The organism is Runella sp. R0.1_18 (genome assembly GCF_057652155.1).
In genome coordinates this window covers 381206-403899 of sequence record NZ_JBYFCK010000001.1, presented here as the reverse complement: position 1 = coordinate 403899, position 22694 = coordinate 381206, and the positions used below count along the sequence as shown (strand labels likewise).

Sequence of the window (22694 nt, the reverse complement as noted above, 5' to 3'; positions counted from 1 at the left end):
TTGGTGTAAATAAATAGTGATTAAGGGTCAACTTTAACGCAAGGCATTCCACAAAATTTCAATGGGATGGAGGGCTTTTTTGCCCGTACCGTCTTTGATTTGGTGACGGCAACTGGTGCCTGGGGCGGCGATGAGCACATCGTCGGGCTGTTGTCGAACCGTAGGGAAAAGCACCAATTCGCCTACTTGCATCGAAAGTTCGTAATGTTCTTGCTCATATCCAAACGACCCCGCCATTCCGCAGCACCCCGACGGAATCAGCTGTACCTGATAGTTTTGCGGCAATGACAACATTTTCTTCGTAGGGGTCAGCGAACCAAGGGCTTTTTGGTGACAGTGGCCGTGTAGTTTGATAAGCTGGCGGTCTCCCGTAAATTGATTGCTACGGATGTTTTTGGCGTCGATTTCGCGAGCGATAAACTCATCAAACAACAACGCATTTTGGGCTAATTTTTGGGCGTCTTGACGGAGATTTTCGGGGACTAAATCAAGGTATTCGTCGCGGAAAGTCAATAAGGCGGAAGGTTCGATGCCTACCAACGGCGTCTCACTCGAAATCAAGTCTTTCAGCAACGCTACGTTTTGGATGGCAATCTTTTTGGCCTCTTTAACCAGTCCCTTAGAAAGGTATGTTCGCCCGCTTTCGAGGTGATTAGGAATGATAACTTCGTAGCCTAGTTTTTCGAGCAATTGAATCGCTTTTTGTCCAATTGCTACGTCGTTAAAATTGGTAAACTCATCACAAAAAAGATAAACCTGCCCTTTTACTCCTTGCTTATCGCCTTTTGCCACCTGTCTTTTGCCCTTTGCCCAATTTTTCAAAGTGGTACTACTCAGCATCGGCATGGTGCGGTCGGGGTGAAAACCGACGATGCGGTTGGCGATTTTGCGTAGGCTTTCGGTGCCAAAAACAGCATTATACGCCCATGGCACGAGACTCGCAAGCTTCATTTGTTGCGTAAAATTGGCAATCAAACGCGCGCGAAACGGTACGCCATTTTTGTCATAATAGCTTTGCAGAAACTCTGCCTTCATTTTGGCAATGTCCACGCTCGATGGGCACTCCGATTTACAGCCTTTACACGATAAACACAAGTCAAGAATCTCTTTCGTTTCTTCGGCGCTGGTAGAAGTAGGCGTAGCCTCGGTATAAAAATGGCGAAGCATATTGGCGCGAGCACGGGTAGTGTCGCGTTCGCGGCGGCTGGCCATGTAGCTGGGGCACATCGTTCCGCCCGTGATTTGCGTCTTGCGACAGTCGCCCGAACCGCTGCATTTTTCTGCCAATCGAAGGATACTTTCTTGGTGGCTAAAATCAAAAACGGTTTCGGTTTTGGGTGCAATTTGGTCGGGTTGGTAGCGCAGAAATTCGTTCATGGGCGGCGTATCCACGATTTTACCACGGTTAAATACGCCGTTAGGGTCAAAAATAGCTTTGACTTTTCTAAACAGCTCATACACCTGCTCACCCATCATAAACGGAATAAATTCCCCGCGAAGCCGTCCGTCGCCGTGCTCGCCTGAGAGCGAACCGTTGTATTTTTTGAGCAATACGGCTGTGTCGGCCAAAATCGCCCGAAAAGTAGCTTTTCCCTCGGACGTCTTCAGGTTGACCATTGGCTCTACGTGCAACTCACCCGCGCCCGCGTGGGCATAATACGACACATGAACGCCGTGTTTTTGAAGCACTTCGCCCAAGTCTTGAATGTAATCGGGAAGGTCTTCTACGGCTACGGCACAGTCTTCAATGAGGTTGACGGGCTGGGTGTCACCTGGGAGGTTTCGGATAAGTCCCAAACCTGCTTTGCGCACATCCCACGCCTTTTTCGATTCGTCGCCAAATAAAAGCGGGTAAGCATAACCCAAATTGGCCGCTTTTAGCTCGGCTACAAGGCGGCTGGCCATGGCTTCTACTTCGGGGCGGGTAGCGGCACCAAACTCGACCATGAGCATAGCAGCGGGGTCACCTTCGATAAAAAAACGGTTGTGCCGGTATTCGTTGTGGCCTTTGGTAAAATCCATGATGTATTTATCCACCAATTCCGACGCCAATGGTTGATGACGCATAGCAAGACCATTGGCCAACAACGACTCATGTAGCGACGTGCAGTGAATGCACAACAAGCCCAACTCGGCAGGAGGCAACGGCAATAAATTCAGTTTGGCTTCGGTCACAAAACACAGCGTTCCTTCCGAACCTGCAATGAGTCGGCACAGGTTAAACGCTTCCGTTCCCCCAAAAGGAACTGTATCGAGCAGGGCGTCGAGGGCATAGCCTGTGTTGCGTCGAGTGACGGTTTTTTTTGGGAAGTTTTTATGGATTTCTTCTTGGTATGAAGGCGTTGAAAGCAGGGCAAAAATCTCGTTGTCGATTTTTTGTCTCAAATCGCCTTCGGTATTTTTGGGTGAATTAACTTTTGAAACCTCGGAACCAAAATGAACTTCGGTACCGTCGGAAAGCAGGGCTTTTACTTCCAATAAATGGTCGCGGGTAGTGCCCCAACTGATGGAGTGGAGGCCGCAGGAGTTGTTGCCAATCATCCCTCCAACCATAGCCCGACTCGCCGTGGATGTTTCGGGGCCAAACATCAAGCCGTAAGGTTTCAAAAAGGCGTTGAGGTCGTCACGAATGACGCCAGGCTGAACCCGAACCCAACGTTCTTGTGGGTTGACTTCCAGAATTTTATCAAAATATTTAGAAATATCGACGACAATGCCATTGCCCACCACTTGCCCCGCAAGCGATGTACCTGCGGCTCTTGGAATAAGCGTAAGTTGATGGCGGGTTGCAAACGCAATCAATTGTTGAATGTCCTTACTACTGCGCGGCAAAGCCACGGCCAAGGGCATTTCTTGATAAACCGAAGCATCGGTAGAATACAATTTACGAATGGCTTGGTGCGGGGTGGTGGTGTCGAAATACAATTCTCCCTCAAAATCAGAGGTAAGTTGTTCAAAAGGAAGTTGGGTAGTGGTAACGTAAAACATCAGACATGAATGGTTTGTGCAAATGTAGTTTAAAATCAGATTGGGCGTACCTTTGCAGCGAAACGGTAATTTATGAAACTATGCCTGCTACTTATTATGAAGCGCGTTTGACGCTTAATCCTGATTTTAACGAAATCGTTATGGCTGAATTAGGCCAAATTGGCTACGAGTCGTTTGTCGAAACCGACGAAGGGCTTTTGGCCTATATTATAGATGAACAATTTGACGCTGCCCAACTTCAGCAATTGGTTGACGACTACCAGTCGATGACGCCGATTGTGGTGGAATACCAACAGCTCGAACCCAAAAATTGGAACGAAGAGTGGGAGAAAAACTACCAGCCGATTGAAGTGGCGGGAAAAATCCGCGTACGTGCGTCGTACCACGAACCGAATCCTGCGTTTCAGTACGAAATTGTGATTGACCCCAAAATGTCGTTTGGAACGGGGCACCACGAAACCACTACGTTGGTCATGGAACAGCAACTTTCGCTGGATCATCAGGGAAAATCGTTGCTCGATGTAGGAAGTGGCACGGGTATTTTGGCGATTTTGGGAGAAATGTTGGGAGCGACTAAACTCACCGCTTTCGACATCGAGGAATGGGCGTATCTCAACGCCGTTGAAAACGCCGAGATGAATGGTTGTAAACACATGACCGTTTTTCAAGGAACTATCGAAGACTGTCCCCACGATACCTACGACATTGTGTTGGCCAATATCAACCGCAACATTTTGCTTCGAGAAATACCTATCTATGAAACGTTTTTGAAAGCGGGTGGTACACTGATGGTGAGTGGGTTTTACGAGTTTGATATTGAAGATATTAAGCAAAAGGCCGAAGAAGTTGGGCTAAAGCTAGCAGTTCAAAAAACGCTCAACCAATGGGCAACTTTACGTTTTGAAAAACCATGAAAGTAAGCATTTTAGGGTGTGGCTGGCTGGGCTTGCCTTTGGCCAAAAAACTCATAGAACAAGGACACGTAGTAAGGGGCTCAACAACCCGTGCCGAAAAATTGAGCGAACTGCGTCAAGCAGGGATTGAGCCGCTTTGGCTGCAATTATCGCCCGAACCGAAAGGAATAGGCTGGGATTATTTGTTGGATACCGAAGTATTGGTGGTAAACATCCCGCCGCGATTGGCGCAGACGGGCGCAACGTTTCATCCTGCCCAAATCGAGCACTTGGCTACTTTGATAAAAAATAGCTCGGTGCAGCGCGTGATTTATGTAAGTTCAACGTCGGTCTATGCCGATGACAATCGGACGGCGGTAGAAGACGACGTAACAACGCCCGAGGAGTCGGCGGCACCCGCCTTGGTGGAAGCCGAGCGTATCATACAGAATGTAGGAAAAACGTGGCTAGTGCTTCGTTGCGGTGGCTTGATGGGCTACGAGCGCATTCCTGCAAAATACGTATCGGGCAAAAAAAATCTGACGACGGGGCATTTACCCGTCAATTACCTCCACCGCGACGACGCCATCGGAATCATTGAAACGTTTTTATCTTTACCCAACGAAGCATGGAATCAAACCTATAATGTGGTTTCGCCCCAGCATCCCACTCGCCGCGAGGTTTATTTGGGGAGTTGCGAACCGTTTGGGTATATTCCTCCAACGTTTGAAGATGATGCTTCGGCACCTTACAAATTGATTTCGTCGGAGCGCCTGCAAATGCACCTTCCTTATTCGTTTCTGTACCCCAACCCTCTAGATTTTTATTATGCACTCTAAAAGGTCTCTCATTTTGAGGTAGGTAGATACACAAAAAAAGCGCCATCGAAAGTGGCGTTTTTTTGTTGCTTCTTTTGGTCAATAGGGGTTATTTTGTTTAATGTATTGTTAACAATATTAAACAGACATTAGAATTTTAGATTTTGTTTAACTTATTTTCCTATAAATTAAACAAAATTGAAAATTGTACTTTTTTGTGTTAAAGTCCTTTTTTTGGGCTCTTTTGGCGTATTTTTTTGGAAAAAAGGCATTGTAAAAGACATTAAAATTGGTCGCTTAGAATAAAATTAGTAGGATTTTGTTCTATAATTTCCAAAATAGGTTTGGTATTGTAAAATGTTATTGTTTAACTTTGCTTCATAAAGGTTAAACAAAAATCAACAATCCCAAGACCATGACCGCCATAGAATTCACTTACAATATTTCAAAAGTTTCAAAGTCATTGAAACCTTTTGCAATGCGCCTCACCAAAGACAATGATGATGCCAATGATTTGCTTCAAGATACCTTGTTGAAGGCATTTACTAACCGAGAAAAATATGCTGATGGAACTAACCTGAAAGCGTGGCTCTACACAATTATGAAAAATACTTTCATTACCAACTATCAGCGCATGGTAAGAAAGAATACTTTCATCGACGAATCTGAAAATTTGTATTACATCAATTCGCTTGAGAATAGTACTGATAACGAAGCGCCTTCGACATTTATAATGAATGACATCAACCGCGCCGTAGATTCGTTAGAAGAATCGTTCCGTACGCCGTTTATGATGCACTACCGAGGGTTCAAATACCATGAAATTGCGGAGCGTTTGCGTATTCCGATTGGGACAGTGAAAAACCGAATTCACATTGCCCGAAAAGAATTGAAAGACAAATTATACGTGTACGAACACGCATTTTAGGAGAGAATAGACAGATTCGGGCAGTTGGCCGTTTAAAGGGAACTTTTCAGTTGTCTTTAGAACGATTTGGCGAAGATTTTATGTTATAAAAAGCGCAGTGAGTAAATTAAGCTGCTACAGATAAGTTTTAACAACTCTCCAATAAATATAAACCAAAAAGACAAAAAAAGGAGAGTAAAAAGATATAGAGGTTTGTTTTTTAAGGAAACATCAAAAATTTTAATTTTTGGTTAAAAAAGAGGAAGGTTCCGAAAAGTTGGCTAGTTTCTGGCCAACTTTTTTTTATATGAAGTTCACCTCTGTATGTAACCGAATGCCAAATTGCTCTTCGACTGAGTTTTGAATCTTATAAGCAAGCTGTTGTATATCAGCGCCTTTTCCTCCGCCGTAGTTTACCAGTACCAGCGCTTGTCGGGTATGAACTCCAATGCTACCAAAACGTTTTCCTTTCCAGCCGTTTTGTTCAATCAACCAACCTGCGGGCACTTTTACGGTACTGTCATTGATAACATAGCCTGGAATGGCTGGGTATTGGATTTTAAGTGCCTCATACTGCGAAGCAGGGATTTCGGGGTTTTTGAAAAAACTGCCCGCGTTTCCGATTTCGGCGGGGTCGGGGAGTTTACTACGTCTAATTTTGATGACGGCCTCACTTACTGCTCGAATGCTCAATTCTTTCACGCCCATTTGCGTAAGGGTCGTTTGAATGTCGCCGTACGACACCTGAAAAGTGGGTTGTTTAGCCAGCTTAAACTGAACACTGCTGATGATATATTGGCCTTTCACTTCGTTTTTAAACACACTATCGCGGTAGCCAAAGCGGCAATCGGCATTGGTAAAAATGTGTTTCTCGCCCGTAGATAACTGTATTGCTTCGAGGCGGTCGAAGGTGTCTTTGATTTCGACACCGTACGCGCCAATATTTTGCATGGGGGCAGCTCCGACAGTACCAGGTATCAAAGATAAATTTTCGATACCTGCCCAGCCTTTTTCGACGCAGTGCATCACAAAACCGTGCCAGCTTTCACCAGCACCAGCCCGTACCCACACGTGTTCTTGGTCTTCTTTCACAACTTGAATGCCTTTGAGGTTGATTTTGACCGCCAACCCGTTGAAATCTTGCGTGAGGAGAAGGTTGCTGCCACCGCCCAAAATGAGCATTGGGGACGTATGTGCGTTGGGAAGTTGAAGGAGTGTCTGAATGTCTTCTTCGTTTTCTACTTCTACCAAGTAGCGTGCGGTGGCATCGATACCGAAGGTATTATACGGCTTGAGTGAAACGTTGCTTTGAATGGTAAGCATTATGGGTGAGTGGTTCCTTGGACAAATAACGTAAAAAAGGTGGTTTTTAACAAGGTTTTACCAACGATGCCATATAAAACCCGTCGAATCCGTCGCGGGCGGGAGAGGTGCGCGTTTCGGTTTCAAGCGTCCATTGTTGACCTTGCTCTTTCAGAAAACGCTGCACCTGATTTTCGCTCTCTGAGGGTAAAATACTACAAGTGGCATAGACTAATTTGCCGCCAGGTTTAACCATTTGTGAGTAATGGCTTAAAATATCGTACTGCGTTTGGCGAATTTGTTCCAAAAATTCGGGCATAATCTTCCATTTAGAATCAGGATTTCGCCGAAGCACTCCCAAACCTGAGCAAGGTACGTCTAACAGTACCCGATCGGCAGTTTCGCGAAGACGCTTGATGGTTTTGGCTTCGATGAGGCGCGTTTCTACGTTACTTACTCCATTGCGACGTGCGCGGCGGCGAAGTTCATCTAGTTTCCAGTTTTCTACGTCCATGGCAATCAATCGCCCTTGGTTTTGCATCAATGCTGCTAGATGCAGGGTTTTTCCACCCGCGCCTGCGCAAGCATCAATCACCCGCATTCCAGGCTGAACGTCGAGCGTGGGAGCAATCACCTGCGAACCCGCGTCTTGAACCTCAAAAAAGCCGTTTTTGAACGCCTCCGTTTGAAATACATTTTTCTTTTCTGACAACGCTAATGCAGACGGCAACGAAGGAAGCGGGTTCGTCTGAATGCCATCTTCGGCCAACTGCTTTTGAAGTGCTTCGCGGTTGGTTTTGAGGGTATTAACGCGTAAAACAACGGGGGCGGTTTGGTTGAGCGCGTGCAGCTCATCATCCCATTTCTGTCCTAATTCCGCAGCGCCCACTTCGTCGAGCCAATCGGGGATGGATTCGCGGACTTTTCGGATTTTCTTGGCTTCTTCGTAAGCTTGACGAATACGCTGCGGCTGAATGTGGGCAAATTCGGTCCAGGCGGGAAGTTCGTTGCCTTTGAGCGTCTGCCAAATGGCAAAAATATCGCTATAAGCGGGTCGTTCTTCTTGACTTACAAACAATAACAACCGCCACCAGCGGACGATTTCGTAGGTATTTTCGGCGATAAAACCGCGGTCGCGAGCACCCCATTTACGGTTTGATTTGAGGACTTGCTCAATCACTTTATCGGCTTGACGGCCTTTTTCAAAAATTTCGCCGAGCGAAAAAACAATCGCTTCGACCAACACACGGTGGTATCTCATTCGGGGAAGATGGACAAATATTCCTCAAAAGTACAAGAAATTCTGCGAATGTCGAAGGTGGACGGGGGCGCCTGAGCGATTCAGCGTGTCGAATAATTGTACCGAAGGGTGCCCATAATGGCGTGCTGAGGGTTACTCGGGTTGTGAGCAACCCTTAGCACGCTTACAGAAGTATAAACTTCAGGAGATAAACCATCCCCAATGCGACCAGGCCCATCAGGGTAGAGGCTGGTGAAAAGAGACGTAAGGTCTGAGATACGCTCAGATTGCCAAAGCGAGAAATGACCCAGAAGTAAGAATCGTTGGCGTGTGAAGTCACCATCGAACCTGCACCCGTAGCAAGTAGGGCGAGTACCGTGCCAGTTTCGGAAGCAAAACCTAATGAATCTAACAAAGGCGCAATTAACGAAGCAGTGGAAACAACGGCAACCGTGGAAGACCCTTGGGCTGTTTTGAAGATAGCGGCTAATCCAAACGGTATAAGCAGTCCCCAGCCACCCGAAGCAATGGCCGAACCATAGACTTTTCCGAGTTCAAGCCCTTTGATGATTTCTCCAAAAGCACCTCCCGCTGCCGTTACAATCAAAATCGGCCCTGCTTTGGAGATGGCATCGTCGAAAAGGGCATTGAGCTGGTCTTTTTGCAGTGGACGAAACAATGGTAAGGTCAGCAGTAAGCCAACAATAAGGGCAGGAATGGGCTCACCCAAAAACTTGACCATTGTAAGTAAAACAGGAGGTAATGCTTCGGGGCTAAGCAATACGACTGATTTGAGCGAAATGAGGGCAATAGGAACGATAATCGGGAGAAATGAGGGCAAAGGAGAAGGAAGATTTTTGGTCGGAATTGTCGGTGTAGGTAAGGTATCTTTATCGCTGCTTGCAAGAATGGGAGTTGGCTGAGCAAGGCTGTACAGATACCCCACGATGGCAGCGGGTAATGCGACAACTACGCCTAGTAACATGGCTCTTCCTAAATCGACATTCAGGACGCCAGCGGCGGCAGTAATTCCAGGATGTGGAGGAACCAAGCAATGCACCGCATAAAGCGAAGTAGCCAAACAGCCGATAAGAGATATTCGCTTTTGGGGCAATTGAAGCCCCAAAGAAACGACAAGCCCGCTCAACACGACAAAGCCAGAGTCGCAAAAAATCGGTAGTCCAATCAAAAAACCAATGATACTCACGGCCAAGGGAGCGTAGCGTTCGCCCGTTTTAGCTAAAACAAAATGGGCGAGACTAAGGGTAGCGTTGGTTTTATCCAAAATAACGCCCAGCGTTGCCCCCAAAATAATCAGTAAACCAATTTTTTCGAGTGTACTTCCAAAGCCAGTTTTAAGGGCTTTGAGTACAATTTCTCCGTCCATCCCTGCGGCAAATCCTACGCCCATCGCTACGAGTACCAACACAAAAAAAGTATTGAATTTGTATCGTGAGCTTAAAATGATGATGGCTAAAATACTGATAAACAGTAAAATGCTGACGAAGAGTGGACTAAGCATCATGAATGGGGTTTTTGTACATTATCATTGAAACTCAGTTATGCCCTTTTTTTACTTAATAACTTTCAAACCAAGCAAACTTTTCATGAATTAGGTTCTGTTTTTCTTGCGTCACGTAGTCCAAGTAAGCTTGGGCAACGGGCGCAAGCTTTTTGTCTTTCAACCATATCAATGTCCAAGTAGAAGTAATAGGAAAACCTTCGACGGGAATAATGCGTAGTTGCTGATTGACCAGTTCGTTTTTGATGCCAATGAGCGGCATGATGGAATACCCAAGTCCCGCAATCACGGCCTGTTTGACGGCTTCGTTGGAGGTCAATTCCATTTTTTTGCGGACGGGAAGGTTGTTTTGCAGAATAAACTTTTCCATCACATGCCGCGTACCTGACCCTTGTTCTCGATAAATAAGTGGGATATTTTCAAAAATGGATTTATCATAAAGCGCTTCGTTGTACTGCGTTTCGGTATTTCCTACGACGAAAAGTTTGTTTTGCATGAGCTCAATTTTTTCAATTTTTAGGGTGTCAGGCAAGACACTTACCCACGAAAAATCAACCTCATTTTTTTCGAGACTAGCCACCACTTGGACTTTGTTGGTAACATCCATTTGGAGCTCTACGCCAGGGTGTTGTCTGATAAAATCGGTAATGAAGTAAGGGGCGATGTACTTGCCCGTCGATACCACCGAAAACTTGAGTTTACCCGTAAGTTGGCCTTTGTGGGCGTGCATTTTGTAATTGATGGCATACACTTCAGCCAAAATCTTGTCGGCAGCTTCGGCTATTTCTCGGCCAAAATCAGTGACATAGATTTTTTTGTTGAGTACTTCAATCAACGGAATATCAAACTGCTCTTGGAAGTTTTTGAGCTGAATCGAAACCGCAGGCTGCGTCAAATGCAGCTCTTCAGCAGCTTTCGTAATGCTGCGTGTTTGTGCCACTTTGAGGAATATTCGTAGCTGATTAAGGGTATAATTCATAAAAAATATTTATGATAGCTATTGTAAAGTTAAATAAAAATTTATAAATATTACTACAGACCTTTGCACCGTCAACCAAAAACAAATCTATTAATGAAAAGAATTACGGTAGCAAAGGGCGACGGCATCGGTCCCGAAATCATGGATGCCACTCTTTCCATTATCAAAGCCGCAGGGGCGCAAATTGAAGTAGATGAAATCGAGGTGGGTGAAAAAGTGTATTTAGCAGGTAACACCTCAGGGATTGCCAAAGAATCGTGGGACATTATCCGTCGCAACAAAGTATTCTTGAAAGCACCCATTACGACTCCCCAAGGTGGTGGTTACAAAAGTTTGAACGTAACTACGCGTAAGTTTTTGGGTTTGTATGCCAACATCCGTCCGTGTATTAGTTTACACCCTTTTGTGAAAACAAAACACCCGCAAATGGACATCGTGATTGTGCGCGAAAACGAAGAAGATTTGTACGCAGGTATCGAACACCAACAAACCGACGAGGTAGTGCAATGTTTGAAACTGATTAGCCGCCCAGGCTGTGAAAAAATCGTTCGCTATGCGTTTGAGTATGCCAAAAACTACGACCGTAAAAAAGTGACGTGTTTTACCAAAGACAACATCATGAAGCAAACCGATGGACTGTTTCACCAAGTCTTTGATGAAATTGCGAAAGAATACCCTACCATCGAAAATGAACACTGGATTATTGATATTGGGGCCGCTAAAATGGCTGACACGCCCGAAGCCTTTGACGTCATTGTGATGCCGAATTTGTACGGAGACGTACTTAGCGACGTGGCCGCTCAGATTGCGGGGTCGGTAGGTTTGGCGGGTTCGGCCAATATCGGCGAAGAGTGTGCTATGTTTGAGGCGATTCACGGCTCGGCACCCCGAAGAGCAGGTCAAAACATGGCCAATCCGTCGGGCTTATTGCAAGGAGCGGTGCTGATGCTCAATCACATTGGGCAGACTGACGTGGCCGAAAAAGTACAAAATGCGTGGCTCAAAACCATCGAAGAAGGCATCCATACCTACGATATTTACAAAGAAGGGGTTAGCAAACAAAAAGTAGGAACCAAAGAGTTTGCCGAGGCAGTTATCAAAAATTTGGGTGAAAAGCCTAGCCAACTCAATGCCGTAAGTTATGCCGCAGGCGCTTCGTTTAACCTACCAAAGTACCAACGCAAAGCTCCCAAGAAAAAAGAACTGCTAGGGGTCGATTTGTTTGTGCATTGGGACGGCGAAAGTGCTGATGAATTGGCAGCTATGGTGCAGAAAATCAATACCTCCGAAGCAACATTGAGCATGATTACCAATCGTGGTATCAAAGTTTGGCCAGAAGGTTTTCCCGAAACGTTTTGTACCGACCACTGGCGCTGCCGCTTTAAACCCGTCGGAACAACCGAGTTAGACAAGCAACAAATCGTAGGGCTGTTGGAGGCCGCAAGCGAGTACAACATTGACATCATCAAGACCGAAAATCTCTACGCTTTTGATGGTACACCTGCTTTTTCATTGGGACAAGGACAATAACTTTCTGAAAAAATGAATATACAACTTTTGAATGGCCATTTTTCGTCATCGGAGGCAATTGACCTTTTGGCGCAGTTTGTGCAGGTAAAGGTGCGGTTTCACGAAAATAAAATTGAAAAAAGCCAAAATGAAGAAGACATAAAAATGCGTGAAAAACGTATCAAGCAACTTCAGCAGGTTTTTTTTGAAACCAAACAACAGCTTTTGAAGCAACCAACGACTGGGCTGAATGCCGAGATAAAAATCAACTAACCTACCTGTATTTTAAGAGAAGTACCATTACCAAAGGGTTGTTCCAATCACTGGAACAACCCACCTTCATCAACAACTAAATGCTATGAATTCCATTTCTTCAAATCAGTTATTTTTGGTATGCCCTTTCTGCCAAATGGAAGGATTTATTCGCAAGCATTTTGGCGACGTATTCTTTCTAACCTCATCCGCTTCGGTGTTTGATTTTGAGGATGATGCGTATTTGAAAGAGGTAAAGAAGACGATTCGCAGTGAAAACATTCAGGACATTTACTTGGTGGGAGACGTTTCTTGTCGATTTGTGAAAAATGCGTTGGTTTCGGGAGAGGTGGGTTATTTATCGTGCGAAGAGTTTATTCGTCATTTATGTTCAGAAACTGATAACCCTATTTCTTTGACCGAGAAATTACTTCGTAAACAACTCTATGAACTAAGTGCTGAACGTATATTCGGTAGCGAACTAGCAAAGGGCGAACTGAGACTTCACGGGTTGATGACTTCCAAGGCTGAGAATTTGATTACGCCCGTGTATTGTGAGTTTTTGCAGCGAATGCAGTTGGATATTGCTAAAAATGATAACGGCACGCGCCTTGAACACGTGCCGTCATTGGAGCTAATTCTCTAATTTATACCATTTTACATTACGCAATGCTTCGCGCCGAGAGTAGGCACTTTGGCTGGGGGCGTAGTGTTTGGCTAGGTAATCGAGAACCGTTTTTTCTGATTCTCCCAAATCCCACAATTTATGATTACGCTGCATCCAGCGAATTTTACTCAACCATTCGTCGCGGGTAAAACGGTGCTGAAGAATGAGTTTTGGGGAATGACAACTCGTACATTGGGCCTTCACAATCATGAAGTTAGGATCGAGGGCCAATCCTGTTTCTTTATCGACACTGTCGGCAACGGCGGCAGTCAGCTTCGTTGACGAATGGGCGGACGGCTCGCGGCGAATGGCCGCGAAACAAAACGCCACCACAGCTGCACAAAAGAATACGATGTTTGTTTTCATAGTAAAATGGGGTTAAACGACTTTAACGGCAATACGGTGACAAGCGTTGTTAAGATACCCTCCTGGGTTCCACGCAGGAATCACCATCGGTTGTGACACGCCATTTGCGTCTATAGCGCGCGCCCATACTTCATAATATCCTTTTTGAGGGAAAGAGATTTGAGCCGACCATTGCTGCCACGCCAAACGATTCTTGGGCGCGTTGAGCGTCGCTTTTTGCCACGTTGCCCCGTAGTCAATCGATGTCATTAGTTCTTTGACTGCCACGTCGCCTGCCCACGCATGGCCGCGAAGAGACAGCGACTTCCCAAAGTCAATCATCGCACCCGTTTTGGGATAAGTAATAAGCGATTTTATGGGCATTGACTCAATGATTCGGAAATTTTCGGGCGTTTCGGCTAGTTTTTCCCCTGGCATGACAGCCTGGCGCGGTACCCGATAACTGTGGCCGTCCATCTTCGCGCCGTCGTGTTCTTTGTTGCGAACTGCAATGGTGTGAAGCCATTTGCCCGATACCGACGCAGGCCAGCCACCTACCACAAGGCGCAGCGGAAAACCGTGCATGAGCGGGAGGTCTTTGCCGTTGAGCGCCCACGCAATGAGGGTCTCGTCTTCCAAGGCTTTTTTGATCGGAACCCCGCGCGAAATCACGACTTTGCTCGGGTCGCGGCTCGGATGCAGGTCTTTGCCATAATACCCAATATAAACGGCATCGTCTTTTAGACCCACGTCATTCAAAATATCTTTGAGGCGTACGCCCGTCCATTCGGCACAGCTCACTGCCCCTTGATCCCACTGATTTCCAGAGGTTTGAGGAACATACCCCGAACGGCCATTGCCGCCACATTCCAATACCAATTGGTAAGTGTAGGTTTTGAACTTGGCCTTTAAGTCGCTGATTTTGTAGGTTTTGGTTTGTTTTACGGATTCACCTTTGATGGTGAGTGTCCAAGCCGAAGGATCGATTTTTTCTTCAGGGACAAGGCCGTTGTTACGAATAAACATCCGTTCGACGGGGGTAATGGCATCGTCTAACAAATGGGGCGGCGTTTCTACATTCCACGGTTTGTCACTCAAGACGACCATGTCGGGGTGCTTTCCTGCCAACCCTTCGTCGAAAGCCAATGGAACGTGGTGTGGAGGCATGTTTTTGGCAAAAACAATCTCCGTCCCCACCATGCCTGCAAGGGTAGTGAGGGCACTTTTCTTGAGGAAACCTCGGCGATTGTGAATGTGTGAGTTCATAGAGAAATCGAAATAGGTTAGATGGATACGTTGTTATTTTTTAGGATATTCACGAAAGGCAAACCGCATAAATGCCTCGGCCATAGGTTCGGGCTGGCCTTGCAGGTGAATGAGCCAAAACTTTCGTAAAAGCGGAAGCCCGTTGATTTTGATTGTTTTCAATTGGCCCGTTACCAGTTCTTTTTGAATCGAGCGAATGGATAAAAACGCCATACAATTGGCATGTTCGAGAAACGACTTGATGCTTTCGGTACCTCCTAAGTGCATCACGATTTGGAGCGACGATAGTTTGAGGTTGTGTTCTCTGAGGGCGCTTTCAATCACTTCCAATGTGCCTGAGCCTCGTTCGCGCAGTACCAGCGGAATTTTTACTAATTCTTGTACCGAAATTTCGTTGAGGGTGGCTAGCTTACTTTTAACATGCACTACCGCTACGAGTTCATCGTCCATAAAATCAACGTATTTGATACCTGATTGGTGTTTTTTTCCTTCCACCACTCCCAAGTCGATTTGGTGGGTAAGAATGGCATTTTCAATCATTTCGGTGTTGCCGTTGAGCAGAGAAAGTTCCACTTGAGGAAACTTTTCGTAATACTTGGCCAAAAGGGGAGCAATCAAATACTGCCCTATGGTCGTACTCGCGCCCAGTCGAAGGACACCGTTGTGCTTGTCTTGCAGTGTCCCTAATTCAAACGCGGCTTCTTGGTATAAATGCAAAATCTGCGACGAATAGCGTTTCAAAATTTCGCCCGCTTCGGTCAATACGACTGAATTGCCTTTGCGCTCAAAAAGGCGCGTGCCGTACTGTTGTTCGAGTTCTCGAATGTGCTTGGTAACGGCGGGTTGGCTAACAAACAACTCACTCGCTGCCTTGGTAAAGCTAAGGTGTTGGGCTACACTACAAAAAACTCTTAATCGAAAATCGGACACAGTGGTGGAAAATTGGGTTGATGTACAAAGTAAATAGAATTGTGAAAATAATGCCCTAAATGCCTAACTTTACGCTTTGAGATTTTGAAAAAAAGCGACAAACCAAGATGTCACAAAAAAAAATAAAAGCTGTTTTTGAAGAAATGGGCAAGGTAGTGGTAGGGCAAGAAACCCTTATCAACCGCCTTTTAGTAGGGCTTTTTACGGGAGGCCATATTTTGTTGGAAGGGGTGCCTGGGTTGGCCAAAACACTGACAGTAAACACCCTAGCCCGTGTGCTAAGTCTTGATTTTCAACGCATCCAATTTACGCCCGACTTGTTGCCTGCTGATATTGTCGGGACGATGATTTATAGACCCAAATTGGGCGATTACGAAGTGAAAAAAGGGCCTATCTTCGCCAATTTGATTTTGGCCGATGAGGTCAACCGTTCGCCTGCGAAAGTGCAGTCAGCATTGCTCGAAGCCATGCAAGAAAAACAAGTGACAATTGGAGAAGAAACATTCCAATTGGATCAACCGTTTTTTGTGTTGGCGACCCAAAACCCCGTAGAACAGGAAGGTACGTATCCGCTTCCTGAGGCGCAGTTAGATCGTTTTATGATGAAGGTTTTTGTGGATTATCCAACAAAGCCTCAAGAGCTGGAGGTCATGCGTCGGATGTCGAACTTGGATTATAATTATGAGCCTAAGCCTATTTTGTCTAAAAAAGACATTGCCCAAATCCGCCAAGAAATCAACCAAATTACGTTGTCCGAAACCCTCGAAAACTACATCGTAGAGTTGGTATTTGCCACGCGTCGCCCGTTGGATTATGCCCTTCGCGAAGAAGCACGCTATATTCAGTTTGGGGTGTCGCCGCGCGGAACCATCAAACTCAACCTAGCGGCCAAAGCCTTGGCATACATGGACGGGCGTGACTATGTGCTGCCCGAAGACATCAAGGAAGTAGCCCCCGATGTGTTTAACCACCGCATTATGCTCAACTACGAAGCCGAAGCCGATGGCATCACTACTCGTTTTGTGATTGATTCTATCCTTCGGAAAGTGGCGATTGGGCGGTAGTGCGTTTGTGCTTCCAGCGCTTGTGGCTCCATAGCCAAGTCGCAGGTTCTTGGCGAATGTCGGCTTCGAGCCACTTCATCATTTTTTCGGTGATTTCCCCGTAGGCCGTTTCGCGCGGGGTTTCGGTGAGTAGTTCAAAATTGGCGTAGTAATAACCGCGCTTTGTGGCGTGAATGTGTCCAAAAACCACGGGAAGGTCGTATTCTTTGGCGTATTTTTCGGTGCCAAACAGAATGGGTGTGTCTTGGTTTAAAAATTGCATCCAATAAGCACTTTCTGGGTTGGACGGTGACTGGTCCATGGCAAAGGCCGCCGCCACAGGTTGCTCGACTACTTGCTCCCCAAACTGCGATTTGATTTCGTAAATTGATGCTAAGTTTAAGCCCAATTTGCTACGACTCTGCTTGATTTTTTCGTCAAAAAAACGATTGTTCAAAGGACGATACAATGCCATTACTTTGTGCTTTACCAGCGGGTCGATGCCCGTCACGAGCCACTCGTAATTGTGGCAGTGCCCTGCGGCTATGATAATGCTTTTGCCTTGTTTCGCATAATGGTCGAGCAGGTCTAATCCCGTAAAAGATACCCGTTGCATAAATTCGGCACGGGTCATGCTGAAGGCTTTGACGGTCTCGATGATAAGCGTACACAAATGCGTGTAAAAGTCGCGGGCGATTTGCTGTACTTCAGCTTCTGATTTTTCGGGGAAAGAGTTACGGATATTTTCTACAACTACTTGTTTGCGGTAACCCACTACGTTGAAAAAAAGCCAGCTTAGGCCATCAGCAATGGCATACAAAACTCTAAACGGAAGGCGAGAGATAGGGATGAGAAGGAAGTAATAAAAAAAAGCAGATAGGTAATACATTCAATTGGCATCGTTTAAAAACAGACCAGACCTATAAGGTTTTAAAAACCTTATAGGTCTAGATAGAGGACTACTTTTGTGAGCCACTACCAAGCTGCGAAGCCTTTTGAGAAGAAACGGGGCTTAGTCCTTGACGGATTCCCTTTTCGACCATCGGAAGGCCCTCCGACATCCACTCGGGAGCGGGAGCATCTTTGAGGTAGTGGTCAAAATATTGGTACAAACGTACGGCAAAATCTTTCATGTTTTGTCGTTTTGTTAAGCCATGTTTTTCTCCGTTATAATTAAGCATCCAAACGGGCTTATTTAAGCGTTTTAGAGCCATATAAAATTCAATACCCTGGTACCAAGGCACAGCACCGTCGTCGTCGTTGTGCATCATCAACACGGGCGTTTCGATTTTTGGGGCGTGGAAAAGTGGGGAATTTTCGAGGTATTGCATCGGCTTTTCCCAAAGTGTCCCACCAATACGACTTTGCGTACGCTCATACTGTGCCTGACGCGACATCCCTGAATCCCAGCGAATTCCGCCGTAGGCACTTGTCATGTTAGAGACAGGAGCGCCTGCTTCGGCTGCACGAAACAAATTGGTTTGGGTCACAAGGTAAGCCGTTTGGTAGCCGCCCCAGCTGTGGCCTGAGATACCAATTTTGTCTTTATCCACAAACCCTTTGTCAATCATACTCAATACGCCTGGCACGATACAATTGTACGCACTTTGGCCAGGGTAACCGTCCTTATAGACAATATCAGGTACAAAAACCAAGTACCCGTTGCTGGTAAAATACGAGAAGTTGATGTACGAACGAATTGGGCGAGGGGCGTAGTGGGTATGGATATTTTCTGAGTTTTTTTCGTAGAAATACGTCATCATTGGGTATTTCTTGGTCGGGTCGAAGTTCTCAGGCTTATAGAGTAATCCTTGCAATGGTGTACCATCACCCGCGCGCCAATTGACGATTTCGACGCTTCCCCACCAGTAGTTGGCTTGCTGAGCGTTGGCTTCGGTAACGCGTCTTACGTTTTTGAAACTCACATCTGTCGCGTACCAATCGGGATAATCTTTGAATGTTTCTTTCGTAAAAAGAACACGGTCAGCGTCTTTGGCCTTCAATACGGCCATTCCCACTTTAAAATCTCCTTCGTACAAACGCTGGATTGCATTGCCCGTTAGCTGACTGAAACCTTCTTGGCGAGTAGTTTCGTTGACCGTACGCAACAAAAGTGACTTACTGAGGTCGATGTTGCGTTCTTCGGCATCCAACCGTACGTAGCGATACTGGTTTTTGGCGGCGCGTCCATCAGTTAATTTTACGAGCGATGCTGGCTTTTTAGGGTCAATTTGCCAAATATCAAAACGGTCATACACCAATAAGTACTGGTCGTTTTTGGTCCAACCCGCTATGCCGTACGGATTGGGAAAATCGGGATGGTCGTCTTCTTCGTCAGCGTATTTAACAGTTTTGTTATTGGTCAACTGTATGGTTTGATTGGCCGCAATATCGTGTGCAAACCAAGCTGTGTCAGGGTTAGAAAACCAGTACAAATATTTGCCTTCTGGAGAGGTACGAGTACTGCCTTCTATTTTTTCTTTGGCCATTTTTTTAGAACCATCGCGCAGGCTGATGATGTAGGCATCCTCCACGGGATTCCAATCCCAATGCTGGTGCGAATAGCGGCGGTCGGATTTACCAACTGCAAAATCAGCATTGCCTTCATTGACAAGGGTAACGTCAGGAACCTCTAAACTGCCCAACTGCGTCAATTTTAAGTCATTGAGGTGAGCAACGGCCAAATACGACTGCTTTTTGTCGCGTTCGAGGCTCACTTTTTGTTGGGTTTGAAGGCGTTCATCTTGCCAGTGCCATACTTCTACGTTGACAATCTCTTCGGTAAGTAAGGTGGTATCTTGTACGATGGGCTTGGGGTTAGTGCCAAAAAATAACTTAGAGCCATCTTTGGCAAAACGAGGGGTGTAGTCGCTGCTTACGAGCCAGCCTTGCGCCGCAGGTTGGTTCGCCTCATCGGCGAGGCGAGCGGCAGTAGCTTGACCAGCCTTCCAGTAGAATAATTTGGGCAAACGAATCTGAGCTTTGCTATTGGTGTCCAAATCAGCAATGAAGGCCAATTGCTCGCCGTTTTCGTCAAAAGAAAGCTTTTTGAATTTGTGTTTTGAATGCCCTTCATAGACCTGTTGAAGTTGGTTGGAAGCAGGTTCGAATACATAAACCCCTGCTTTGGTAGAATCGCTGCCCGTGGTCGAAAAGGCCAACCGTTTTCCATTTTTACTTACTTCGTAATCGGTCACAAAACCGAATGCGCGTTCGGTATTGGTTTTGAGCATACGCGTCACCAAGCGGTAGCCATTGTCGTCCGATTCGCGTTTGGCGCGTCTCGCGGGGGCTTTTTTTGTGGTGTCAGGCTTTACTTTGGGGCTTTCGCCCAAGTACGCCACCCATTCGCTGCCTTTTTCGGGTAACTTGAATGACTGAATGGCAGGAAATTTGCTGACTTTTTTGGTCGAAAGTGTATAGATGCCCAGCGAGTCTTTCGGCATTTCGTCTTTTTTCTTTTTGGCCCGTTTGGCCGCTTTGGTAGCGCTCAATTGGGGCTTGATTTTAAAAATGGCAAATTCTGAGTCGCTGGAAAAACGCAACTCACCGCCTCGTGCTACCGAGTCGATTTGGTTCGTGACAAAATTTTGAAAAACGACTTTGCCGTCGCCTTCTTGGGGATTGAGGGCATAGCCAAACCATTGTCCGTTGTTGCTAACGACGCGCTCAGGAATATCTTTCCAAAAGTCATACACATCGTGCGTGAGGGCTTTTTTGGCAATTGGCGCGGGGGGCGGCGTTGTCTTTTTGGGTTTCTTTTGGGCAATCAATGATGAACTGATTACTCCACAAAATAGAAGAAGTACACACTTTCTCATACGTAAAAAAGCTGTTTTTTAGTTTGTTACTTCAAATTTGGTAAGATTGATTGATGTCAAACGAACTTAGAAGCAACTTTGCGACGAACGGCGAAAGTGTGACTATGACTTTTACTCTTTTACGTCCAAAGCACAAAAACGCATTTGCATTTCTAACGATTCGAATTCGTCGTCCCAAAGCGCATTTTTTTGCATAAGCTGTTTAATAACGATAAAATCATCATCGTGCAGAAGGTACGAGGCTACTACCGAGCTGTATTCGGCACGTGGCGTACCTGCGTAAAAAAGATTCCGCAACCGCCTTACGATATTGTTGCGTTTTGGGATTGTTTTAGAATGGCTTGAATCGTACTCTTTGAGCGTATCTCTGATTTCTTCTAAGGTTTCTATGGCCTCATCTCCGATTTTATATCGTTTGTTGACCCAATGTGAACGGTCATTTAGATTGAGCACATCAATGGTACGTTGTCCTTGCTCACTTTTGGCTTTAAATCGGTAGCCTTGAAAACACAGATGTTCTTTCGGGTTGTCGTAGCGAGGGTTGATAATGGGGGCGTTTTTGTTGTCGTGGTTGCCTTTGGCTTTGTTGCAAGCGCCGTTAATGGGGAGCAGGTTTTTCCAATCGACAACTTCGTCGGGGTATAATGACTTTGGGTGAAAATGCTCAACTTCGGCGTATTTTCCCTCTTGGTTCAATAAACATTCAGAAAAAGCGCATTTTTGGTGCGTCATTTCTAGCAACCTATCAGTAATAAATGGTTTTTTCCAGACAGCTTTGCCTGTACTTTTGAACTCATGAGTTAATTGAACAACCAACTCGTCGGTCAATTCCTCGGGAGGAGGTACGTCGTGTAATCGAATCATACGGTGGCGGGTGCGATGGCTCCTAATTGCAGCTTGAGGAGTTTTCGCTGGCTACTGGTTGGGTGTAAAAGAGGGATGAGTTCATCGTAGGCGGCTTTGGCTCTAGGATAATCTTCCGAATCGAGTCCTGCATCAAACTCGCCCAATAGATATAAATATCGGTCGGATAAAGTTTTTTCTCCTAACCCCATTAAATCCTGTAAAATTTCCTCGATTGTCCAGCCTTGGTAGGTGCCAAATTCTTGGCGAATATGGGTTTGGCCGTTTTCGCCTTTTTCTAAAATGATAAGATTAATGTCTTCCGCTGATTGTACCACCAGTGGACTATGCGCGGTGACGATAAATTGGGTATTGGGGAAAATAGTGCTTAAATGCTTAATGATTTTGCGCTGCCAATCGGGATGTAGGTGCAAATCTATTTCATCCACAAGAACGATGGCAGGCCCCGTGAGCGGATTATCGAGCTGCGGATAGCGTTCAAATAATTTTTTTGCCAAGTCCACGACCCATGCCATGGTTGATTGGTAGCCGTAACCCAACTCCTTTAACCGAACTTTACCATAGTCGGTGTCAAAGAGGGCGTAGTTTTTGACGCTATTGGTTTTTTCGTCAAGCTCAGATTTTAATTCTATGGATTTGACATCGGGGAGCAATCCACTGGTTAGAATTTCTTTTATTCTATCTACCAGTTCTTTTGCATTTTTATATCCACTTTTTGCGGCATAGTCTATCTGTAACAGCCATTCTTCTGCATTTGCAAGTTCGTAATTTTCATAAAATAATCCTGTAACATTGTCTTCAGTTGATGATTCTGATAGGTTAGATGTTTTCATTTTTCGGGATATGCCATACCCATAAAAATGCAATTTTTTTATGACGTTAAATTCCTTTGATTCACGAGGAAAGCCATTAGTGATAATTTTTTTTTCGTTATCTAAGTAGTATTTCCAATTAAATCCAACAGGAAGAAAGGTGTCAAGGAGCGTTTCTTGTACGTCAGCTATAATTGAAAATGGTATGTCTGTGTTGAGAGAATGCCACAAATTTTGCTGATGTAATAATATGATGGGTATAGCACCTACTGTATTATGCATCGGGTTGTATTCCTCTACACTCAACCCACTCAATAACCTCAAAATCGTCGTCTTCCCTGTATTGTTATTACCCAAAATTACATTCCACTGCTGATAACGTCCATCAGGGCGAGTGAAGTTAATTTCATTCTCTCCTTTGAAGCAATGAAAGTCTGAAATAGTAACTTTACTTAAATAAACGCCTGCGATTTCTTGATTCATCTTGCCTACTTGTTTTTGTAAACTTACTCAAAAACAAGTTTTATTACCAAAAT

Annotated in this window: 19 protein-coding genes; 7 read left to right on the top strand and 12 right to left on the bottom strand. The window is 45.5% G+C overall.

Features of this window, described 5'->3' with window-relative positions; translation table 11 throughout:
* Window positions 1–33: 33 nt before the first annotated feature.
* Window positions 34–2988 carry an FAD-binding and (Fe-S)-binding domain-containing protein gene (locus AC23P2_RS01730; RefSeq protein WP_487771591.1) on the bottom strand — a complete coding sequence of 985 codons (2955 nt, stop codon included), beginning with the start codon at window positions 2986–2988 and terminating at the stop codon, window positions 34–36.
* 5 nt (window positions 2989–2993) lie between these two features.
* Between AC23P2_RS01730 and prmA the strand changes: the two genes are divergently transcribed.
* From prmA to AC23P2_RS01715, 3 genes are all read left to right on the top strand, one after another.
* Complete coding sequence (prmA, locus tag AC23P2_RS01725) at window positions 2994–3902, top strand: 50S ribosomal protein L11 methyltransferase (RefSeq protein ID WP_487771590.1); 909 nt, start codon at window positions 2994–2996, stop codon at window positions 3900–3902.
* Window positions 3899–4720 carry an NAD(P)H-binding protein gene (locus AC23P2_RS01720; protein WP_487771589.1) on the top strand — a complete coding sequence of 274 codons (822 nt, stop codon included), beginning with the start codon at window positions 3899–3901 and terminating at the stop codon, window positions 4718–4720. The genes prmA and AC23P2_RS01720 overlap by 4 nt, the downstream gene beginning before the upstream one ends.
* A gap of 394 nt (window positions 4721–5114) precedes the next feature.
* Window positions 5115–5627 carry an RNA polymerase sigma factor gene (locus tag AC23P2_RS01715; RefSeq protein WP_487771588.1) on the top strand — a complete coding sequence of 171 codons (513 nt, stop codon included), beginning with the start codon at window positions 5115–5117 and terminating at the stop codon, window positions 5625–5627.
* A gap of 282 nt (window positions 5628–5909) precedes the next feature.
* Here AC23P2_RS01715 and murB read toward each other — a convergent pair whose 3' ends face one another.
* From murB to AC23P2_RS01695, 4 genes are all read right to left on the bottom strand, one after another.
* Window positions 5910–6929, bottom strand: a complete 1020-nt coding sequence (gene murB, locus AC23P2_RS01710; RefSeq protein ID WP_487771587.1) for a UDP-N-acetylmuramate dehydrogenase — start codon at window positions 6927–6929, stop codon at window positions 5910–5912.
* Between the two features lie 46 nt (window positions 6930–6975).
* On the bottom strand, window positions 6976–8169 hold the full coding sequence (locus AC23P2_RS01705) for an RsmB/NOP family class I SAM-dependent RNA methyltransferase (protein WP_487771586.1): 1194 nt from the start codon (window positions 8167–8169) through the stop codon (window positions 6976–6978).
* A gap of 163 nt (window positions 8170–8332) precedes the next feature.
* The gene (locus tag AC23P2_RS01700; protein WP_487771585.1) at window positions 8333–9673 is read right to left on the bottom strand and encodes a GntP family permease; all 1341 of its coding nucleotides are present in this window, start codon (window positions 9671–9673) and stop codon (window positions 8333–8335) included.
* 52 nt (window positions 9674–9725) lie between these two features.
* Window positions 9726–10649, bottom strand: a complete 924-nt coding sequence (locus tag AC23P2_RS01695; protein WP_487771584.1) for a LysR family transcriptional regulator — start codon at window positions 10647–10649, stop codon at window positions 9726–9728.
* Between the two features lie 93 nt (window positions 10650–10742).
* On the opposite strand from AC23P2_RS01695, the gene AC23P2_RS01690 reads away from it, so the two are divergent.
* From AC23P2_RS01690 to AC23P2_RS01680, 3 genes are all read left to right on the top strand, one after another.
* Window positions 10743–12179, top strand: coding sequence for an NADP-dependent isocitrate dehydrogenase (locus tag AC23P2_RS01690; protein WP_472491024.1), 1437 nt, complete (start codon window positions 10743–10745; stop codon window positions 12177–12179).
* Between the two features lie 12 nt (window positions 12180–12191).
* A complete protein-coding gene (locus tag AC23P2_RS01685; protein WP_487771583.1) occupies window positions 12192–12431 on the top strand; it encodes a hypothetical protein in 240 nt (79 codons plus the stop codon).
* Window positions 12432–12516: 85 nt separating this feature from the next.
* Window positions 12517–13056 (top strand): hypothetical protein, encoded by a 540-nt coding sequence (locus tag AC23P2_RS01680; RefSeq protein ID WP_487771582.1) that lies wholly within the window; start codon window positions 12517–12519, stop codon window positions 13054–13056.
* On the opposite strand, the gene AC23P2_RS01675 is transcribed toward AC23P2_RS01680, so the two are convergent.
* The 3 genes from AC23P2_RS01675 to AC23P2_RS01665 are packed head-to-tail and all read right to left on the bottom strand — an operon-like array spanning window position 13045 to window position 15618.
* Window positions 13045–13443 carry a hypothetical protein gene (locus AC23P2_RS01675; protein ID WP_487771581.1) on the bottom strand — a complete coding sequence of 133 codons (399 nt, stop codon included), beginning with the start codon at window positions 13441–13443 and terminating at the stop codon, window positions 13045–13047. The two genes, AC23P2_RS01680 and AC23P2_RS01675, sit on opposite strands and share 12 nt — an antisense overlap.
* Window positions 13444–13455: 12 nt before the next feature.
* Window positions 13456–14688, bottom strand: coding sequence for a sulfite oxidase (locus AC23P2_RS01670; protein WP_487771580.1), 1233 nt, complete (start codon window positions 14686–14688; stop codon window positions 13456–13458).
* Between the two features lie 33 nt (window positions 14689–14721).
* Window positions 14722–15618, bottom strand: coding sequence for a LysR substrate-binding domain-containing protein (locus tag AC23P2_RS01665; protein ID WP_487771579.1), 897 nt, complete (start codon window positions 15616–15618; stop codon window positions 14722–14724).
* Between the two features lie 107 nt (window positions 15619–15725).
* Between AC23P2_RS01665 and AC23P2_RS01660 the strand changes: the two genes are divergently transcribed.
* Complete coding sequence (locus AC23P2_RS01660; protein WP_028524066.1) at window positions 15726–16682, top strand: AAA family ATPase; 957 nt, start codon at window positions 15726–15728, stop codon at window positions 16680–16682.
* On the opposite strand, the gene AC23P2_RS01655 is transcribed toward AC23P2_RS01660, so the two are convergent.
* From AC23P2_RS01655 to AC23P2_RS01640, 4 genes are all read right to left on the bottom strand, one after another.
* Window positions 16651–17550 carry a lysophospholipid acyltransferase family protein gene (locus tag AC23P2_RS01655; RefSeq protein ID WP_487771578.1) on the bottom strand — a complete coding sequence of 300 codons (900 nt, stop codon included), beginning with the start codon at window positions 17548–17550 and terminating at the stop codon, window positions 16651–16653. The genes AC23P2_RS01660 and AC23P2_RS01655 overlap by 32 nt on opposite strands.
* A 70-nt stretch (window positions 17551–17620) precedes the next feature.
* The gene (locus tag AC23P2_RS01650) at window positions 17621–20482 is read right to left on the bottom strand and encodes an alpha/beta hydrolase family protein (RefSeq protein ID WP_487771577.1); all 2862 of its coding nucleotides are present in this window, start codon (window positions 20480–20482) and stop codon (window positions 17621–17623) included.
* Window positions 20483–20593: 111 nt separating this feature from the next.
* Window positions 20594–21346 carry an HNH endonuclease family protein gene (locus AC23P2_RS01645; RefSeq protein WP_487771576.1) on the bottom strand — a complete coding sequence of 251 codons (753 nt, stop codon included), beginning with the start codon at window positions 21344–21346 and terminating at the stop codon, window positions 20594–20596.
* Window positions 21343–22641 carry an AAA family ATPase gene (locus AC23P2_RS01640; RefSeq protein ID WP_487771575.1) on the bottom strand — a complete coding sequence of 433 codons (1299 nt, stop codon included), beginning with the start codon at window positions 22639–22641 and terminating at the stop codon, window positions 21343–21345. The genes AC23P2_RS01645 and AC23P2_RS01640 overlap by 4 nt, the downstream gene beginning before the upstream one ends.
* Between the last annotated feature and the right edge of the window lie 53 nt (window positions 22642–22694).

Coding starts and splice junctions, on each gene's coding strand:
- AC23P2_RS01730 (WP_487771591.1), bottom strand. CDS start 2,988: ATGTTTTACGTTACCACTACCCAACTTCCTTTTGAACAACTTACCTCT.
- prmA (WP_487771590.1), top strand. CDS start 2,994: ATGAATGGTTTGTGCAAATGTAGTTTAAAATCAGATTGGGCGTACCTT.
- AC23P2_RS01720 (WP_487771589.1), top strand. CDS start 3,899: ATGAAAGTAAGCATTTTAGGGTGTGGCTGGCTGGGCTTGCCTTTGGCC.
- AC23P2_RS01715 (WP_487771588.1), top strand. CDS start 5,115: ATGACCGCCATAGAATTCACTTACAATATTTCAAAAGTTTCAAAGTCA.
- murB (WP_487771587.1), bottom strand. CDS start 6,929: ATGCTTACCATTCAAAGCAACGTTTCACTCAAGCCGTATAATACCTTC.
- AC23P2_RS01705 (WP_487771586.1), bottom strand. CDS start 8,169: ATGAGATACCACCGTGTGTTGGTCGAAGCGATTGTTTTTTCGCTCGGC.
- AC23P2_RS01700 (WP_487771585.1), bottom strand. CDS start 9,673: ATGATGCTTAGTCCACTCTTCGTCAGCATTTTACTGTTTATCAGTATT.
- AC23P2_RS01695 (WP_487771584.1), bottom strand. CDS start 10,649: ATGAATTATACCCTTAATCAGCTACGAATATTCCTCAAAGTGGCACAA.
- AC23P2_RS01690 (WP_472491024.1), top strand. CDS start 10,743: ATGAAAAGAATTACGGTAGCAAAGGGCGACGGCATCGGTCCCGAAATC.
- AC23P2_RS01685 (WP_487771583.1), top strand. CDS start 12,192: ATGAATATACAACTTTTGAATGGCCATTTTTCGTCATCGGAGGCAATT.
- AC23P2_RS01680 (WP_487771582.1), top strand. CDS start 12,517: ATGAATTCCATTTCTTCAAATCAGTTATTTTTGGTATGCCCTTTCTGC.
- AC23P2_RS01675 (WP_487771581.1), bottom strand. CDS start 13,443: ATGAAAACAAACATCGTATTCTTTTGTGCAGCTGTGGTGGCGTTTTGT.
- AC23P2_RS01670 (WP_487771580.1), bottom strand. CDS start 14,688: ATGAACTCACACATTCACAATCGCCGAGGTTTCCTCAAGAAAAGTGCC.
- AC23P2_RS01660 (WP_028524066.1), top strand. CDS start 15,726: ATGTCACAAAAAAAAATAAAAGCTGTTTTTGAAGAAATGGGCAAGGTA.
- AC23P2_RS01655 (WP_487771578.1), bottom strand. CDS start 17,550: ATGTATTACCTATCTGCTTTTTTTTATTACTTCCTTCTCATCCCTATC.
- AC23P2_RS01650 (WP_487771577.1), bottom strand. CDS start 20,482: ATGAGAAAGTGTGTACTTCTTCTATTTTGTGGAGTAATCAGTTCATCA.
- AC23P2_RS01645 (WP_487771576.1), bottom strand. CDS start 21,346: ATGATTCGATTACACGACGTACCTCCTCCCGAGGAATTGACCGACGAG.
- AC23P2_RS01640 (WP_487771575.1), bottom strand. CDS start 22,641: ATGAATCAAGAAATCGCAGGCGTTTATTTAAGTAAAGTTACTATTTCA.